The organism is Undibacterium sp. JH2W, from assembly GCF_049340425.1.
Lineage (GTDB): Bacteria > Pseudomonadota > Gammaproteobacteria > Burkholderiales > Burkholderiaceae_D > Undibacterium.
The window spans coordinates 24,414-42,863 of sequence record NZ_JBMPOT010000018.1; the positions used below are offsets into that span (position 1 = coordinate 24,414).

An 18,450-nucleotide genomic window follows, 5' to 3' on the forward strand; every position below is an offset into this window, starting at 1 on the left:
GCTTAGGAATAAACTCTTCCACTTAGTAACGTCATTCCAGCGTGCCTTTAGCTGGAATCCACCGGGCTGGCGCTCCAGTGGCGTTCATAGTACGTCACATAAGGTATTTACTTCATGCCCGTACAAATTTACACATTAAATTTTCAAATGCCTTCGTAAGTCATTCAGGCCAGCCTGGGTAGCCCGACAGCTACTCCCTTTTCTAGCATTCGCCGAGATGTCAGGAAAATGCCAGATACGGTAAAATAAAACCCCGCCTGTCAATATACCGCGAACCATGGCCGCCCCTTCCAGCCACAGCGCCTCACCCAATTTCTGGCATGACGAAAAGCTGCCTTTTGTCGAAATGCGGTCTATCAAGGGCGCACGCAGCATAGGCTATGCGAAGCACTCGCATGAGAGCTTTTCCATCGGCGCAGTCACTGGAGGGAAGAGTACATACCTCAACGGTAAAATGAAAGAACAGGTAGGTGCGGGGACGGTCGTCATTATCAATCCTGAAGAGATGCACGCCTGTAACCCCGTCATTGACGAGCCCTGGTCTTACCACATGTTGTATATCAATCATGCATGGTTGGCGGCGCTTCAGCAGGAACTTGGCTTTAGTGCCAATGCTGACTTCAGGCCGTTTTCAACAATATCGACCAATTCCCCGTTTGCGGAATTGACTACCCTATGTGCAATATTGGCGGATGAACATGCGGATCAATTGCAAAAACATGGCGCTGTCATCGATTTTTTCTCGATGCTGCAAAACCGGCTTGATCCAGTATCCACCAGCAACAAGGATGCCAACATCAAGCTCATGCGCGCGGCAGAATTCATCAAGGAAAACTTCAAGCGGTCACTCAAGCTTGAAGAAATCTGTGCCGCTGCCGCCTTATCGCCAGCCTATCTGATACGCGCATTCAAGCATCAATTTGGCATGACGCCTCATGCATATCTGATCAATCACCGTATTCAACAGGGCCGCGCCCAGCTCAGGCGCGGCCATGCCATAGCCGACATAGCCGTCGACATAGGATTCTCAGACCAGGCGCATTTTCAGCGCGCCTTTAAACAGCATCTGGCAGCCACACCAGGTCAGTATCGGGGTCGCGGATAGACTCATACCGTCATAAGCGAATTATGATGATGCTTCCATGACGTCGATGAGCGCCTGATATAGCCGCACAGGTTCCTCTGCAATGCGGTTGAGTACATAAAGAAAATATTCTTCGCCAAACACTGCATATTCCCGTGTAGTAAAACCGCGCTTCTGCAAGCTATCCAGCAAATCAGTACCAAGACCGATCAGCGATTCAAATTCATAGCGATCGCGACGTATATCCTCGCTTGAAATAAAAGCAGATAATTCTTCTTGAATTTGACCATCATGCGTCGCTATCGAACATTGATGGCCGCTCGTCAGCAAGGCTTTTGCGAAACGTCGATAGCAGGCTGCCAGTTCCGGACTATCGCGGCTATAAGCAATATTCTCAGCCTCCAGAAATGCGCCCTTGACCAGGCGTATCCGCCCCGGATATATCATCAGCGCCGGAAGGTCTTGTGCGGTACGATGCAGCTTGGCGGGCACGGTAATGCCGACATTGCTGAGACCCGCCTCCGTATGCAAGCGGCCATAGGTGGCGTAAATATTATCAGCACGATCCGACCCCTCCATGGAAATCATGACCTCACGTCCCACTGCTGCCGCGGCTGTAGCGATGCGTTTCACATTTTGAAAACCAAGTTCCACATCAATCACGGATCCCACATGCGACAGGTCCAGGGAAATCGAACAGCGCAAGCCCAGTCTATCGATAGCCGCAATCAATTCAAGGAATATGGCTGTTTCTGCCAGCGCCTTGCCCTCGTTCCGGCAGCTCTCCCCCATGTATTCAGCCGATCCGGCATGGCCTCTTGCGTTGATTTTCTCTATGCGCCGCAACAAATCAGGAATGGTCTCCCCAGCGACATAGCGCTTGGCCACGCGTTGCATATAGGGACGTAAGATTGGATCATAACAAAACCGTGCCTTGGCTTCTTCATCCAGCGCCAATTGTCGAAGCCCATTCGCTGCCTGCGCAACTAATGGCTGCCATGCCGCTGGAAATTTTGGCAAACTTGATTCTTTCATGCTCAACTCCGATCTAAAAATGGAAAGGAGTCAATGGTGGCGGGATACTTCGTCAAAGTATTGAAGAAAACTGCCCTTCGCCCACCTCAAAGCTGATGTACACAATACTCCCGGGTGGCGCAATGCTGATCGCTGCACCTGTCAATGAATGTCCACCTACCCGGTCGACGGACGTCCGCAGACAGCGTATTCATGAAGAAATCATTTAAAATCAGACGTTTATATTTTGGCATATATTATGCTTAACAGCTGGAGTCTTCACTTCTACCAGAATACTTATGACACGCTTATTCCTCATTTTGGCTTTTTTCCATACTGCTTCTGTTTTTGCTGCCGCAGATAGTTTTAGCTTCTCAAACCAGTTTGGACCGCATGCTGTTGGCGTGAAACTTATCCAGCAATACGATAGGTCACGCCTGTATAAAACAAACGTAGATTTAGCGACTGGCGAAGCCTCCACCGGTGAGCTTTCGCGTCCTGTACAAACCCTGATGTGGTATCCGGCCGTGCGCGGCGGCACACCGCTAACTTATCGCCAATATCTCGAAACCATTCCTACTGAAGATGATTTCACGCGCAGCGCAGCGGAGGTAAAGCGCATGACGGATGAGCGTATCGAAGGCAATAGTGGCATGCGCCGTGACGCACTGCTGCGCGATGTCGCACAATCCATGCAAGCAGTGCGTGATGCCAGGCCAGTAAGCGGTCGCTTCCCCGTTGTGATCTACGCACCTGGTTATTCTGGATCGGCTACAGAAAATGCCGACCTCTGCGAATACCTGGCCAGCCAGGGGTACATTGTATTATCCAGCGCGTCGCTAGGCGCTCACTCACCAGGGATAGGGATAGACCAGGACGGCGCTGAAACGCAGGCTGCTGACATTTCCTATCTCATAGGCTATGCCAGCACATTGCCACAAGCAGACCAAAGTAAAGTAGCCGTCATCGGCTTTAGTTGGGGTGGACTGTCAAACGTCTACGCTGCGGCGAAAGACGCGCGTATCAAGGCGCTAGTCAGTCTTGATGGCTCTGTACGTTATTTCCCGCAGCTCGTTGATGGCGGCAAGGATGCAGCAAAATATGTAACACCCAAGCAAGTCGCCATACCTATGCTATTCGTGGGCGCGCAACCCAAGACCGTAGAGACATTGAATAGCAAGAAAAACGGCACTTACTATTCATTCATGAACGAAATGAAGTATTCAGACGTTTATATCATCACGATGTTACCAATGAAGCACATCAACTTTACTTCATTTGCCATGCGCCTTGTACCCACTCAAGACTTTGGTGATTACACACGCGATGAAATATCGCAGGCCCACAGCTGGACGATGCTTTACACCAGACATTTTCTTGATGCTTATCTAAAGGACGATGCTGCCGGACTCAAGTTCATCAACAATACACCTATCGCGAACAAGGCACCGCCACACATGATCATCACCGACATCCGCCGGAAAAAAGATGTCGCACCAGTCACGCAAGAGAATTTCGCACAAAGCCTGGCAAATAAAGGCTTCGATAAGGCCATCCCGATCTACAGTCAGTTTGTGACGCAAGACGCAACATTCAAACTGGACTCCGATCAGATTTACAGTTGGGGGATAAAATTGTTCCAATTAAACCGTTTGGAGCAAGCCCGTGAAATCTTCCGTCTTGGCACTCACTTGTATCCAGATCAGGCCTTCCTGCAAGATGGCCTGGCAGAAACACTGGCGAAGGCTGGACACATACAGGAGGCCATCAAAAGCTATCAGCGTGTTCTTGAACTGGACTCCAAAAATCAAGATGCCATCAAGTATTTAAAAGAACACAAAGCTCTATAGGTGCTCTGCCTTACTTATCTGTGTGCGACTTGTCAATGCCCTATCCGGGCTAAGTGGAATTTTGATTGCGTTTATGCAAACTGGATGTCCCCATCATCCAGTTTCATTTTATAAAATGTATTTCATCAAGATGACCAGTCTCAAATCTCCAGCTTGGCAAACGACTTCACCAAATCATCCAGCGATTTCAACTGCGCCAGGAAAGGTTCCAGCTTATCTAGTGGCAGAGCGCTGGGGCCATCGCATTTGGCTTGCGCTGGATCAGGATGTGCTTCAAGGAAGAGGCCAGCCAGGCCAGTCGCCATGCCTGCGCGCGCCAGTTCGACTATTTGTTCACGGCGTCCGCCGGAGGCTGCGGCACCAGCTTCGCGTTGTTGCAGGGCGTGGGTGACGTCGAAGATGACGGGCAGGTTGTTCGTCACTTTTTTCATGACGGCAAAACCCAGCATGTCGACCACCAGGTTATCGTAGCCAAAGCAGGTGCCGCGGTCGCAGAGTATCAGTTGCTCGTTGCCTGCTTCTCTGAATTTTTCGACGATGTTCTGTACTTGGGAAGGGCTCAGAAATTGCGGCTTCTTGATGTTGATGACACGGCCGGTTTTGGCGAGTGCGACGACGAGGTCAGTCTGGCGCGCCAGAAAGGCTGGCAGTTGCAGGACATCGACTACTTCTGCCACTTGCGCGGCTTGCCATGGCTCGTGCACGTCGGTGATCAGGGGTACGCCAAATTCTGCCTTGATGGCTTCAAATATCTTCAAACCTTCTTCTAGGCCAGGGCCGCGGTAAGAATGGATGGAAGAACGATTGGCCTTGTCGAAGCTGCCCTTGAAGACATAGGGGATGCCCAGCTTGCTGGTGACGCGCACGTATTCTTCGGCAACGCGCAAGGCCATGTCTTTGGATTCCAGCACGTTCATGCCGCCGAACAGGACGAAGGGGCTTTGGTTGCTGGCTTGAATTTGTGGGGTGATGGCTACGATAGTCAAGATGATTCCAGTTCTTAAAATAGTGTGCAGGCTTATCGGTATTTTTGAATATGCTCAGGATACCCAGCGCAAATAATCCTGCCATTGCGGATCAAATTCGCTGCTGATCTCAAATTCCATTGGAGCAAAGTTTTGTGCCAGTTTGTGCGCTTTGGCCAGGGCAGTTTCTACATCGCTGACATGCCAGTTCATGCTACGCACATTGCCGTGCAGGGTGATCTGGCTGGTGATGCCTTCCTGGGTTTGCGCGAGCAGGGTTTCGAGCTGGTCTTCAAACTCGCGTGCGGCTTCCAGATCATCTTTATGATCCAGTACCACATCGACTTGCACCCGCCACAGCATGTCTGCCCTGCCGACCAAAGACATGGCAGATTCATTGCGTTGTACCAGCAGTTTGTCGTCGGGGTCGGTGTTGCTGACGAGCTCAAAACCTGTCCATTCATTTTCACCGGTGGGGAACAGGGCAGTATGTCCAAGTTCGTCGCGCCAGAAACTATCCAGCACAGCCGGGAAGGCGGCCAGGCTGACAGTGTCTTGTTCAGCTTCGTCTTCCATGAACTCTACCGGGCCTATCTTGATGGCGAAATCATATTCACCGATGGCATGGTCGAGCAGGATGAAGGACATGTGCCTGGCATGATCGACCATGTCTTGCGGTATCGGTTTGGCAAACCATAATTGCAAACCCACCCTGCCCGCGTCGGCATAATGGCCAACCAGCACCTCGGATGGGCTAAGGCTGAAATTATCCATGGACATGCCAAACTCGCCCATTTCTGTGCGCGCCCGGAAGGCGGTCACATTGGGGAACATGGTCAGTTTGGGCGCAGTCTGCGTGAGCGACATGACATCCTGAAAATGCTCAGTTGCGCCGTGTGCGGTGATGATGAGGTCATATACGCCATCTTCAGGCTTGCCTTGCAGTTCTGCAGCCAGGTTGGGGAAGTGGGGTTGCAGTAATGCATTGATGGCTTCCATCGCATCGCGGGCTTCCATTTGTTGCAATTGTGGCTGGGAGTTTGCCAGTGCTTGCCAAAAGATATCTGTGCTCATCTATTTCATTTCCAGATGGGTGGGTGGCTCAACATGAGCCTTGCATGTTGTTTAAGAGGCATAGGATATCATTTTATGGGGGTGGTTTTGTGAAAGTGCAAAGCAGCTTATTCAGCTTTATTCACTTTTCAAGCAGTATGGTTAGCAACGAACGCCTCTGGGCTAGTGCCTGCGCAGGAGCGACAATTTTAGCGTCTTGCCGGTATCAGATTACCCTGTCTGCAAAGTCAAAGAACTTGCATTAGAGACAAATAATTACAAAATTTAAAAGGATTGCATCCATTGTTAATAAAAAAGCACATCCTCTGCTGTGTATTAACCTCGAGCAAGACATGCACTCTTGAGTACCGTTTTCAGGTATATTCCCACCTCTTCGCCCACACTCCCCAAGCTTGATGTCTGCTCATCGTAAAAATCTTGATGGTTTTGCCATATCGCTTATGCTTTTGCTCTGCCTGTGCTGGGGTTTGCAACAGGTGGCGGTTAAATTGGCGGCGCCTGTTATCGGTGCCAGTATGCAGCTGGGCTTGCGGTCCGGGCTGGCGGCGGTGCTGGTGTTGCTGCTGATACTTGTTAAAAAGCTTCCATTTTCTTTGCGCGACAAGCATCTCATGCCCGGTATTGCGGCGGGTATTTTATTCGCTGTCGAATTTTTATGCATATCGCTGGGGCTGAAATACACTACAGCTTCGCATATGTCAGTGTTTTTATATACAGCGCCTATTTTTACTGTGCTGGGCCTGCACTGGCTGATACCGGCTGAGCGTCTGCAATCGACGCAGTGGCTGGGCATACTGTCAGCCTTTGCAGGAGTTGCAATTGCCTTCTCCGGTGCCTTATTTGATACATCAGGCAGTAGCCAGCGTGATGTGGCCGACATGCTCATCGGTGACAGTTTTGGTGTGGCAGCAGCGCTACTATGGGCAGCGACCACGATTACCATACGCAAATCCAGCCTGTCTGAAGCAGAACCAACGACCACGCTATTCTATCAACTGGCAGTAGGTGCGGCGATCTTGCTGGCATTTGTCATGCTACGCGGTGAGAGCCTGCCTGTGCAATGGAATATGACCAGCATCGTCAGCCTGTTTTTCCAGACGGTGGTGATAGCTTTTGCCAGTTACCTGACCTGGTTCTGGTTGATGCGACGCTACCTGGCTTCGCGTCTTTCTGTCTTTTCTTTCCTGACACCCTTGTTCGGCGTGGCCGCTGGTGTCATTCTTATGCACGATCCCATTAGTCCGCGCTTTGCGCTGGGTGCAGTACTGGTGTGTGGTGGTATTGTATTGGTGAATTTCCGTCGGACATAAAGCATGCGTCTTCTTTACTCCCTGGTATGGGGCCTGTCCCTGCCGTTTGCCCTGTTCCGCCTCTGGTGGCGTGGCCGTCTCGAGCCTGGCTACCGTGAGCATATAGGCGAGCGCCTGGGGTTTTACCCTGCCTCCGCCAGCATGCCGACGCTCTGGGTACATGCCGTCTCTGCCGGTGAAACCCGCGCGGCTGAACCACTGATACGTGCCCTGCTGGCCCGCTGCCCTGAACACCGCATCTTGCTGACGCATATGACCGCGACAGGTCGTGAAACTGGCGGCAAATTATTTACCGATGTAGGTCCACGCCTGCAACAGGCGTTTTTACCATATGACATCAACTGGATGATAGTGCGCTTCCTGCGGCATTTTTCACCGCAATTATGCATACTGATAGAGACCGAAGTCTGGCCCAACCTGATCGCCCAGTGTGCTGCACAGTCCATACCAGTAACACTGGTAAATGCCCGTCTGTCAGAAAAGTCTTTACGCAAGGCCCAGCGCCTGGCTACGTTGATATTGCCTGCGGCACGTGCCATCAGCAGTGTGGCTGCGCAATCCAATCCCGATGCCTTGCGCCTGCATGAACTGGGGATAGAACAACCGGGTGTGACCGGCAATATGAAGTTTGACGTGACGCCGCCACCCTTGATGGCCGAACGCGGTGCCGCCCTGCGTCGCAGCTTTGGCGAGCGCCAGGTGATCTTGTGCGCCAGTACCCGCGATGGCGAAGAAGAGCTGATTTTGCAAGCCTTTGTTGAGCAAGTGCCCTTGCTGCAAACCAACCCCTTGCTGATTATCACGCCACGGCATCCGCAGCGTTTTGACCATGTGGCCAGCCTGCTTGAATCACATGGCATCAAATACCTGCGCCGTTCCAGCCTGAACCATGAAGAAATCGCCCACATAGGCGAAGAGATACAGGTCGTGCTGGGTGACAGCATGGGTGAGATGTATATGTACTATGCCGCTTGCGATATCGCTTTCGTCGGCGGCAGTCTGGTGCCGCTGGGTGGCCATAATCTCATCGAAGCCTGTGCCATGGGCAAACCTGTGCTGACGGGCAGGCATACCTTTAATTTTTCTGAAATCACGGAGCAAGCAATCGCCTGCGGTGCAGCTTTCCGTGTCGATGGTGCGCTCAGCCTGTTCCTGCAAGCGCATGCCTTGCTGGCAGACAAAAAACAATGCCAGCGCATGGGTGAAGCAGCTTATGCCTTCTTCTTGCAGCATCAGGGAGCTACAGCACGCACCATGCAGATGCTGGAAAAATATTTATAAGCTGGTGCTATCTGCCGGGCTGACACTGTCAAGTATCTGCAAGGCTGTTTCAAAATCAAAGGTTTGCAGCGACTGCACAAATTCATCTGCCTGCGCCCCCAATACCTGGCGCATGCTGTGCTGGTGTCCCTGGAAGAAATCCAGGGCTTCGCTGTCTGAATCTTCCAGATACAGGCGCAGTTTGGCAAATAGCGCGGTGGCATCGACTACATCAGCAGCAACGCCCACCTGCTCATCAGCGACCACTACCGCCTTGGCCACCTGTTCTTGCAAAGCCTGCTTCAGCGCCTGTATCAGTTTTGCGCTGGCATCGGTAAATTTCTGTATCAAGACTTGGTTTTCTGCTGACTTTTCTATGGCCAGCTCTAGCTCGGTCGCGACTGCGGCCAGGGTGGTGGCGCCGATATTGCCGGCGGCACCGCGCATGGTGTGGGCTTCGCGTTCGGCCGTTCCGCGGTCACCCTGTTCCAGGGCACGTTTGATCTTGTCAGGCGTAGTAGCGGCGCTATCGACAAAGATTTGCAAGAGGCGCAAATACAGGTCGAGGTTTTGCCCGCAGCGGCGCAAGGCTGGGGCAACATCAACACCGGGGATGCTGAGATCATGGACTTGCTCTTCTGCCTTGGCAGCTACAGTAGCGAAGGCAGATGAAGCTGGCGTGACAGGCACATCCACCTGATAACCAGGCATGCGGCGGCCACACCAGCGACTCAGCGTCTCAAAGAAATTGTCGGGATCTATGGGTTTGGCGATATGGTCATTCATGCCGGTATCGAGGCAGCGCTGCCTTTCTTCATTCATGGCATGGGCAGTCATGGCGATGATGGGCAAGTCCAGCCACTCTGGGTAAGAACGGATGACGGTGGTGGCGGCATAGCCATCCATCTCGGGCATTTGCAAATCCATGAGTACGATGTCATAGGGATTGCCGCAATTGAGCTTGTCGATGGCAATGCGGCCATTGTCTGCTACGTCAACAATGATGCCTGCCTCGCTCATCAGCTCGGCGGCGATTTGCTGATTGATATGATTGTCTTCCACCAGCAAGACACGCAAGCCTTCAAAACGGCAGTCGGTATGCTGCTCAGTGGCGGCATTGACGGGCATGTCCATTGCTTTCGCACTGATGCGTAACATGACTTCCAACAAGCTGGACATGCCTATGGGTTTGGACAAATACGCCACTGGGGCATATGCTCTGGTTTGCAGGGTCGTTTCATCAAAATTCATGGTGGTCAGCATGAGCACTTGCGGCGCTTCGTTACCCATGCTGGCGGCAATCGCACCCATGGTGGCGGCCCCATCCATGTCTGGCATATGGGCATCAAGCAAGAGTAAATCATAAGGCTGGCCATGGACCCTGGCTTCGCTGAGCATATGCAGGGCCAGCTTGCCACTGTTGGCGACATTCACGGTCAGACCCAGTTGCTGTCCCAGTTTTTGTAAATGCTGGCGTGCCACGTCATGGTCATCGACCACCAGCAATTTGAGGTTTTGCATATGCGGCGGCAGCAGGGTTTGAGTGGCTGCGCTGGCAAAGGCAAACCAGCAATTGAAGTAGAAAGTACTGCCCACTCCGACCTGGCTTTCTACCCAGATGACACCACCCATGAGTTCCACCAGGTGCCGCGATATCGTCAACCCCAGGCCCGTGCCACCATATTTTTGGGTGGTGGAGCTATCTGCCTGGGTAAAGGCCTGGAACAGGTTATGCTGCTGCTCATCAGTCATGCCTACGCCTGTATCTTGCACACTGAATTGCAATTGCACCTTGTCGACTTCTGCCTGCACTTGCTTGACCAGGATGATGACGGAACCATGGTCAGTAAATTTGATGGCATTGTTGACCAGGTTGGTGATGATCTGCCCCAGACGCAAGGGGTCGCCACGCATGCTGGAAGGCACATGGGTGTCGATATCAAATACCAGTTCTATGTCCTTCTCTGCGACCTTGTGGCTGACGATGGTGGCGACATCGTCGATGACTTCCGCCAGTATAAAATCAGCTGATTCAATATCGAGCTTGCCAGCTTCTATCTTGGAAAAATCCAGGATGTCATTCACTACGCCAAGCAGGGAAGTACCGGCGCTATGGATTTTATCGATGTAGTCGCGCTGCTTCAGTGTCAGACGGGTTTTTTTGGCCAGGTGCGAGAGACCGATGATGGCATTCATCGGTGTGCGTATCTCATGGCTCATGTTCGCCAGGAAATAAGACTTGGCAACGGTGGCTTGCTCTGCCTGTTCCTTGGCTTCGCGCAATTCATCTTTTTGCAGATAAGTTTCGGTTTCATCTATCCAGAAACCATTCCATATCCAGTCACCATTGATGCGCTTGGGGATCACGGTTTGCGAACGCAGCCAGCGCACTTTGCCATCCACCAGCACACGCTGATGGAAGTTGCTGTAAGTACGGTTATCCACTGCCCGGTTCAGACTGGCTTCGGCAATTTCCCGGTCTTCGGCCAGGGTAGTACGCCAGCGTGCCTCTTTATCGGCCAGCAGCTCTGCCGCAGGCACACCCAGCACATTGATGACATTCTCGCTGACGTAGGCATATTCTCTTTGTCCATCTGGTCTTTCGCGGTATTGATAGACCGAGAGTGGCAAAACGTCAGTCAGATCCGTCAGACGCTTACGCTCCCTGTCGGCATCGGCGGTTCTTTGTCTGACCAGGCCTTCGAGCAAGCTTTGCTGGTCAGAAAAACGTCGCACGCGCCAACGGTAAACCAGATAAATCAAGGCCAGCAAAACCAGGCTGACGATAATACGGAACCACCATTCCATCCAGAAAGGTGGCGTGATGGTGATGAGCAGGCTGGCACCTTCATCACTCCACTCGCCATCCTTGGTCGCTGCCCTGGTCCTGAAAACATATTCGCCAGGCAGCAAATTGGTGTAATTGGCGGCACGGTGAGCACCGTCGATTTGTACCCAGTCCTGGTCAAAACCTTCCAACTGATAGGCATAGCGATAATGCAAAGGGTCAGAATAATTCAGTGCTGCAAATTCTATCGAGACCACGCTGTCTTTGTAAGACAAAGTAATGGACTTGGCATCCGAGATATTGCCATCCATCTTCACGCCCCTGGGCAATTTACCGCCGCGTACTGACTGGTTGAAAATCAGGAAGTCAGTAATCGTCGTGACTGGCTTGCTGATATTGTCACGTATGGCTTTAGGATAAAACCAGCTCATCCCCTGGAAACCACCGAAATACAGTGCGCCATCGGTATCCCGGTAACTGGCACCGACAGTATAGGTGCCATCTATCAGGCCATCGTCGGCAGAATATTTTTTCGGGGTTTTCCTGTCCTGGCCCAGCTTGTACAAGCCACCATCGGTGCTGATCCACAGATTGCCTGCATCATCTTCAGCAAAACCGGCCGTGGCATCATTGCCCAGCCCGCCGCCATAGCGGATGAAGCTGATCTTGCCATCGGCACCCTGCACCATTTGATTCAGGCCACTGGCGGTGCCTACCCAGATCACGCCAGCCTTGTCTTCATATACAGCATAGACACGGCTATGACTGAGGCTATTGGGGTTATCCGGCTCATGGCGATAATGTTCAAAACGGCCAGTGCTGCGATCGAGTTTATCCAGGCCACCAAAATTACCCACCCACAACTGATCACGGTGGTCAAACAATAAAGACACGACGCGCCCATGACTGAGGCTGTCGCTATCCCTGGAATTAGGCATATAGCGCTTGAATTTACCACCCTGCATGAGATTCAGGCCATCATCAGTGGCTACCCACAAATTACCTGCCTTGTCATAAGCCAGTGAATGAACAATGCTGGAACTGATGCTGTCAGCCTGTTTGGGATCGTTCTGAAAATGCGTGGCACGTTCGGTGGCGGGGTCAAATAAATTCAAGCCATCTTGCGTACCCACCCAGAGCTTGCCATCCGGTGCCAGCTTCACGGCCCTGATCTTGCTGTTGCTAAGGCTATCAGGCTGGTTTGCCTGGTGATGATAGGCGCGTATCTGATCTTTCACCTTGTCGAAACGGTTCAAACCATCGCCCGTGCCTATCCAGAGTATGCCATCCTTGCTGGTCACAGCAGAGACGGTATTATTGCTCAGTGTCTTGGCTTCGCCCGGCAAATGCAGCAAGCGTTCAAAGCCGCCGCTGGCCAGGTTGGTACGGCTGACGCCACCCAGCCAGGTGCCCACCCATAAAGTGCCGGAGCGGTCTTGCAGCAAGCGGGTGACGCGGTTATCCGCCAGGCTATGGCGGTCGCTGGCATGATGGCGAAATGATGAAAATTGATGGTCAGCCGGGTTCCAGCGTTTCAAGCCATCTTCAGTGCCGACCCAGATGATGCCCTCGCTGTCTTCCAGCAAGGAGTTGACAGGACCGGGGTCCAGTCCTTCCTGCTGGCCCAGCCGACGTTTTTGCGTGCGTTCTTTATTCCAGATTTCCAGACCCGCCGTCGTGGCTACCCACAGATTACCCTGCTTGTCATTGAGTATGCCTTGCACATTATTGTGGCGTGGATCGGGCCTGGCATCACTATCGAGGCGAAAATTCTCAAAAGCAGACTTGCCGCGGTACATGACGCTCAGGCCAGCATTGCTGCCCACCCATAAATTACCGTCTTTATCGAGGCAAAGTGCATTCACCTGGTCACTGGCGAGACTGCTGGAGTCCTTGTCGTCATGGCGCAAAATCTGGAAACGCCCGCTATCGGGATCAAATTGCGCCAGGCCATCACCCGTCGCCAGCCACAGGCCACCCGCACTATCATTGATAATGGCCTGGATCTGGTTACTGCCAGCACTACGGATATCAGACAAATTACGCTTATACCTGACCATGGTCTCGGTTGCCGTGTCATAACGGTGCAAGCCGCCATTGCGCGTACCTACCCAGATCCTGCCCTTGTCATCCTGATGCAAGGCCCAGACCCAGTTATCTGCCAAGCTGTCCGGACGATTGGGGTCATGACGAAAAACTACCACCTTGGAACCATCATAGCGATGCAGGCCACCCTGGGTGCCAAACCACATATAGCCCTGACGGTCTTGCAGCATGGATTGCACCGATTCATGCTGGAAACCCTGGTCCCGCCCGACTTGCTCAAAGCGCAGGCTTTGTACAGCCATTGCTGGCGGGCACAAGACCAGGACACACCACAGGCATACAAAGGCAAACAGGAACTGAGGATAAGGGTATCTCTTAGTCAAACTGTCCTGCCTCATTATCTGTCCTCTGGAATATAGGTGTTTTTGTCATGAATGTCTTGCCCAAGTATAAGTTATTCAGACATCAAGAAAGTATAGTTATCCCTGTATGGCCTGTAGATTTATTTAGTTTGTAGGAAAATCGCAAAAATGCGGCCAGAATGGCGAGTGATGGCAAGTAATGGCGTAGCGAGTTTTACAAGGGAAATAGAAAACTGACTATCTTGTTTGTCACAGTGCATATCTGGACAGCAACTTTACTGGCGAATTTTTTTTACTCAAAAATCCTGAGATGTCACATATGCATGATGCAGCCTCATATCAACTTCAGCCATTTTGCCGCAAATTCTGGTAAAACCCTGACAGCTTCCCTGAACCCAAAACCCACGATGTTTTCCCTGTAATTCCGGCTTGATTATTTTGCTATGTCTGGCACTGGATTCTGGTTTTAACTTGAAGCCGGTCAAGAAAAAATCTGGCTGAGAGGTTTATAATGCAGGCATCTGATGTCAGGATGCCTGGTACTCCAGTGCCCGATTTTTCAATTGAGCAATATTTTTTTTGATTGAAATAATGCCATCCTGTTTCCCCGAATGTATAGCCCATGAGCTTTAGCCTGCCAGCACTTTCTTATTGAGATCATGATGCTGAAATGATTGATATCGCTGATACCGCTGTCGGGCTTTTGGAATTAACTCTGCAACAAGTAACAAAGAAAAACTTCTTCATATGAACGCAAACGAAAAAATTTTAGGATTGACGGAAATGTCTCCTCAGGAAATCTCCCTCGATGTCTTGCTGGAAAAATATGCCAAAGGCGATGAAGTCACGATACAAGATGTGCAGGCTCGCGTTGCCAAGGCACTCGCCAGCGTAGAACAGCCAGACTTCCAGGCCTACTACGAAGAAAAATTTTTGTGGGCGCAAAAGAATGGTTTCGTGCCAGCAGGCCGCATCAATTCTGCTGCTGGTATGGATTTGCACGCCACGCTTATCAATTGCTTCGTACAACCAGTAGGTGACTCTGTTTCCAGCGCCACCGATGGCAAGCCCGGCATTTATACAGCACTGGCAGATGCCGCAGAAACCATGCGCCGCGGTGGCGGTGTCGGTTATGATTTTTCTACCATACGTCCCAAGGACGCCCTGGTGCGCGGTACCCGTTCACGCGCTTCCGGCCCCGTGTCTTTCATGCAAGTCTTCAATGCGTCCTGCTCGACAGTAGAATCTGCCGGCGCGCGTCGTGGTGCGCAGATGGGTGTCTTGCGTGGCGACCATCCTGATATCCTCGAATTCATACGCTCCAAAGACCAGGGTGGCTTGACCAACTTCAATATCTCCATCGGTGTTACCGATGAATTCATGGAAGCAGTCGCCAAAGATACAGACTTCTGTCTCGTGCACAAAGCTGAACCTGGCGAAGACAAAAAAGAAGCCGGTGCCTATCAGCGTGAAGATGGCCTGTGGGTCTATGAAACCGTGCGTGCGCGTGACTTGTGGGATGAGGTCATGAAATCGACCTACGACCATGCAGAACCAGGCATCCTGTTTTTGTCACGCATGAATGCAGAGAATAATCTCTACTATTGCGAAAAAATCGAAGCCACCAATCCATGTGCAGAACAACCGCTGCCTGATTATGGCTGCTGCTGCCTGGGTTCCATCAACCTGACGCGCTTCATCAAAGGAGCATTCACCGATGCTGCCGAGTTTGATTTCACAGCATTTGAAGCCGTAGTGACTGTAGCGACCCGCATGCTCGACAATGTGCTGGATGCCACTGCCTGGCCCTTGCCTCAGCAAAAAGCCGAAGCCATGTCCAAGCGCCGCGTCGGCCTGGGCTTCCTTGGCCTGGGCAGCAGCCTGGTCATGCTGGGCCAGCGTTATGATTCCGATGCCGGTCGTGCATTCGCACAAAAAGTATCAGAAGTCATGCGCGATGCCGCCTACCTGGCATCGGCAGAACTGGCGAAAGAAAAAGGCCAGTTCCCCTTGTTTGACAGCACAAAATACCTGTCCGGCACTTTCGCCAAACGCCTGCCTAAAAATGTACGCAATGCGATTTCCAAACACGGTTTGCGCAATTCGCACCTGCTGTCCATCGCTCCTACAGGCACCATCACCCTGGCCTTTGCTGACAATGCTTCCAACGGCATTGAACCGGCTTTCTCCTGGGTGTACAACCGCAAGAAACGCATGGCCGTGGGCGATGCAAAAATCTATGAAGTGGCTGACCATGCATGGCGCTTGTACCGCCATCTGGGCAATGATGTCTCCGATGACAGCAAGTTGCCCAGGCAGTTTGTCACAGCCCTCAATATGTCGGCCAGCGACCACATGAAAATGTTGCAGGTCGTGCAGCCTTACATCGATTCTGCGATTTCCAAAACCGTCAACGTACCGGCAGATTATCCTTACGAAGATTTCCAGAACCTGTACATGGATGCCTGGCGTGCTGGCCTCAAAGGTCTGGCAACCTATCGCCCGAATAATATCCTCGGCAGCGTCCTGTCTGTCTCTACTGAAGCAGCGCCAGAAGTCAAACAAATACCTGACGACGACCTGCTGCGCAAGCAATTCGATGGCCGCCCATTTGGTGACCTCGAATCTGTCACCTCCAAAGTGCAGTACATGACGTATGAGGGCAAGAAAACGGTCTACCTGACAGTCAGCTTCATCCACATAGATGGCACGGTCGGTGGCGAGCGCGTGACTATCGAGCGCCCGTTTGAATTCTTCATGCCTGCCGGTCAAAAGAACGATGGCCAGCAATGGATATCAGCCAGCATGCGTTTGCTGTCGATGGCAGCACGCTCTGGTGGTTCCATCGCCAAGGCATTGGCAGATATGCGTGAAGTGGTGTGGGACAAGGGTACGGTACGCTGCGGCATGATCACCAAGGACGATGGTTCACAGGCTCCACTGTTCCATGAATCTGAAGTCGCTGCTATCGGTTACTCATTGCAACGCATACTGATGAAACGCGGTTTCCTTGACGCTGCAGGCAACCAGATCCCTATCACCGTACTGGCAGAAAAGTTCAAGCAAAGAAGCCATCACTACGGCATGGATGACCTGGCCTATGAAGGTGAAAATGCAGCTCCGATCAGCTACATCCCTACCGGCAAAAAATGCCCGGATTGCGGCGCCCACGCCCTGCAAAAAATAGATGGCTGCAGCCGCTGCGTTTCTTGCGGCTACGTAGGCGCTTGCGGTTAAACACAACGGCCTGCCTGGTGCAGGCCTGTGTGGAAATTTGCAATCCTGCCTCACAAACTGCTATTTCAGGCAAGATCAATTGTTGATGTGGGTAGCACGAGATGAACTTTTTCTTTGATTTTTCTCGTTACTACCCCCATTGAGCCATTGAGACATTGAGCAGGTAAGTGCAGCAGTTGACACTACAAAAATATTGAGCATGCGCTCAAGAATCTGCGGATAATCTGCGACAGACATTGCACTGTAAAAGAGCCCCGTCTAGCCAGGCTGACCGTCAGCGCGCGCTTTAAGATACATGGGTAGCATCATGGCTATCCAGCATGCCAGCAAGACCAACCAGGACGTTGCAGAAGCGGTGATGAGTATGTCCAGTGACAGCAGGCTGGCCAGGATGCGCAGCAAGGCCGCAAGGTGCAATCCCAGGTAAATACACCATAAGAAATTCGATGCCTGCAAAGGTCGGCCACTGTGACCATAAGAGACCCGACTGACAAAACCAACCAGCATGGTTCCCATGAACCCCAGCGCCAGAGCGTGTATGGATGCTGATCCCGTTGCCATGCCAAGCGCAGCAGCAGCCTGCAGCGCAAAGACAATGGCTAGCCAGGCAAAAGAGAGATGCAACATGGCCAGCAGGCGATTTTCCATACTGCGTAACAGCCCCCAACGCCAGGATGTATAGATGAAACTCAGGCTCATGAGCGTTGCCGTGATCGCTTCTGGCAAGCGCCATTGCATACAGCCGCTTAGGACCAGCAGTAAGCATCCACTCAACCAGCTGGCGAGCAACCAGTAGGGACGCCAGACAACATAGGGCTTGAGAACATTGCCACTGAAAAATGGCAGCATGCGGTGACACACCGTCAAAAACACCGGGAGTAAAAACCCGAAAAAAGCAAATTGCCGGGCAATGATCCATGCAACATTCCAGCCACCACTCCACATCAGGGTCGCTGCCAGAGCACAGGTGCCACCGCACATCGCCAGGAAGATAGCGATCGCGTGTTTTTTATCTGCTACTGTGCTGCGCCATATCAGGTGCCCCCAACGCCAGGTGACAGCCAGCCAGGCACTTAGCATCAAGGCAAAACCTGAACTACGCAAAGCGGGCAAGCCCAGGCTGGCAGCCAACATGGCTAACAGCAAACCACAAAAATAGGTCCCACCATGCAGCAAGAAATAGTCATCCTCTGCGCTGACAGACAACCATTTTGGTCCAGCTGTAAAGGTAAAACCCAAAATGAATAAAGGGAAAACACCGAGTGGCATCAGCAAGGCATGCAAAGGCACAGCCATGGTCTGCGGGTGGCGCAATTGCAGGTACCACCAGAAAAACAGGATAAGGACGGACACCGCGCCGAGAAAAAAATACAGCCTGTGAGGGGCAGTTGCAAGACGTTTCATGATTATCGATCCGGTAGGCAAGCGGGACTTAAAAGCAAACGGAAAAATTAAGGTTC

Annotated in this window: 10 protein-coding genes; 5 read left to right on the plus strand and 5 right to left on the minus strand. The window is 52.0% G+C overall.

Going from position 1 to position 18,450, the window contains the following annotated elements; all coding sequences use genetic code 11:
* Positions 1 to 277 precede the first annotated feature (277 nt).
* Positions 278 to 1,105, plus strand: coding sequence for an AraC family transcriptional regulator (locus tag ACO0LC_RS23275; protein ID WP_423007607.1), 828 nt, complete (start codon positions 278 to 280; stop codon positions 1,103 to 1,105).
* A gap of 21 nt (positions 1,106 to 1,126) precedes the next feature.
* Here the strand turns inward: ACO0LC_RS23275 and ACO0LC_RS23280 are convergent, their stop codons facing one another.
* Positions 1,127 to 2,119, minus strand: coding sequence for a proline dehydrogenase family protein (locus ACO0LC_RS23280; RefSeq protein ID WP_423007609.1), 993 nt, complete (start codon positions 2,117 to 2,119; stop codon positions 1,127 to 1,129).
* 278 nt (positions 2,120 to 2,397) lie between these two features.
* Here ACO0LC_RS23280 and ACO0LC_RS23285 point away from each other — a divergent pair, with 278 nt between their 5' ends.
* Positions 2,398 to 3,948: an alpha/beta fold hydrolase gene (locus tag ACO0LC_RS23285; RefSeq protein ID WP_423007611.1), complete on the plus strand. Its 1,551-nt coding sequence runs from the start codon at positions 2,398 to 2,400 to the stop codon at positions 3,946 to 3,948.
* A 140-nt stretch (positions 3,949 to 4,088) separates the two neighbouring features.
* On the opposite strand, the gene kdsA is transcribed toward ACO0LC_RS23285, so the two are convergent.
* Together kdsA and ACO0LC_RS23295 are read right to left on the minus strand one after the other, a co-directional pair.
* Positions 4,089 to 4,934, minus strand: coding sequence for a 3-deoxy-8-phosphooctulonate synthase (kdsA, locus tag ACO0LC_RS23290; protein WP_423007613.1), 846 nt, complete (start codon positions 4,932 to 4,934; stop codon positions 4,089 to 4,091).
* A 54-nt stretch (positions 4,935 to 4,988) separates the two neighbouring features.
* Complete coding sequence (locus ACO0LC_RS23295; protein ID WP_423007615.1) at positions 4,989 to 5,987, minus strand: hypothetical protein; 999 nt, start codon at positions 5,985 to 5,987, stop codon at positions 4,989 to 4,991.
* A gap of 395 nt (positions 5,988 to 6,382) precedes the next feature.
* Between ACO0LC_RS23295 and ACO0LC_RS23300 the strand changes: the two genes are divergently transcribed.
* A complete protein-coding gene (locus tag ACO0LC_RS23300) occupies positions 6,383 to 7,297 on the plus strand; it encodes a DMT family transporter (protein ID WP_423007617.1) in 915 nt (304 codons plus the stop codon).
* A gap of 3 nt (positions 7,298 to 7,300) precedes the next feature.
* The gene (waaA, locus tag ACO0LC_RS23305; protein ID WP_423007619.1) at positions 7,301 to 8,578 is read left to right on the plus strand and encodes a lipid IV(A) 3-deoxy-D-manno-octulosonic acid transferase; all 1,278 of its coding nucleotides are present in this window, start codon (positions 7,301 to 7,303) and stop codon (positions 8,576 to 8,578) included.
* On the opposite strand, the gene ACO0LC_RS23310 is transcribed toward waaA, so the two are convergent.
* Positions 8,573 to 13,774 (minus strand): two-component regulator propeller domain-containing protein, encoded by a 5,202-nt coding sequence (locus tag ACO0LC_RS23310; protein WP_423007621.1) that lies wholly within the window; start codon positions 13,772 to 13,774, stop codon positions 8,573 to 8,575. The two genes, waaA and ACO0LC_RS23310, sit on opposite strands and share 6 nt — an antisense overlap.
* A gap of 726 nt (positions 13,775 to 14,500) precedes the next feature.
* On the opposite strand from ACO0LC_RS23310, the gene ACO0LC_RS23315 reads away from it, so the two are divergent.
* Entirely contained in the window at positions 14,501 to 16,990 is a 2,490-nt protein-coding gene (locus ACO0LC_RS23315) for an adenosylcobalamin-dependent ribonucleoside-diphosphate reductase (protein ID WP_423007623.1), read from the plus strand.
* Positions 16,991 to 17,248: 258 nt separating this feature from the next.
* Here the strand turns inward: ACO0LC_RS23315 and ACO0LC_RS23320 are convergent, their stop codons facing one another.
* The gene (locus ACO0LC_RS23320) at positions 17,249 to 18,394 is read right to left on the minus strand and encodes an NnrS family protein (protein WP_423007625.1); all 1,146 of its coding nucleotides are present in this window, start codon (positions 18,392 to 18,394) and stop codon (positions 17,249 to 17,251) included.
* Positions 18,395 to 18,450 lie beyond the last annotated feature (56 nt).

Coding starts and splice junctions, on each gene's coding strand:
- ACO0LC_RS23275 (WP_423007607.1), top strand. CDS start 278: ATGGCCGCCCCTTCCAGCCACAGCGCCTCACCCAATTTCTGGCATGAC.
- ACO0LC_RS23280 (WP_423007609.1), bottom strand. CDS start 2,119: ATGAAAGAATCAAGTTTGCCAAAATTTCCAGCGGCATGGCAGCCATTA.
- ACO0LC_RS23285 (WP_423007611.1), top strand. CDS start 2,398: ATGACACGCTTATTCCTCATTTTGGCTTTTTTCCATACTGCTTCTGTT.
- ACO0LC_RS23295 (WP_423007615.1), bottom strand. CDS start 5,987: ATGAGCACAGATATCTTTTGGCAAGCACTGGCAAACTCCCAGCCACAA.
- ACO0LC_RS23300 (WP_423007617.1), top strand. CDS start 6,383: ATGTCTGCTCATCGTAAAAATCTTGATGGTTTTGCCATATCGCTTATG.
- waaA (WP_423007619.1), top strand. CDS start 7,301: ATGCGTCTTCTTTACTCCCTGGTATGGGGCCTGTCCCTGCCGTTTGCC.
- ACO0LC_RS23315 (WP_423007623.1), top strand. CDS start 14,501: ATGAACGCAAACGAAAAAATTTTAGGATTGACGGAAATGTCTCCTCAG.
- ACO0LC_RS23320 (WP_423007625.1), bottom strand. CDS start 18,394: ATGAAACGTCTTGCAACTGCCCCTCACAGGCTGTATTTTTTTCTCGGC.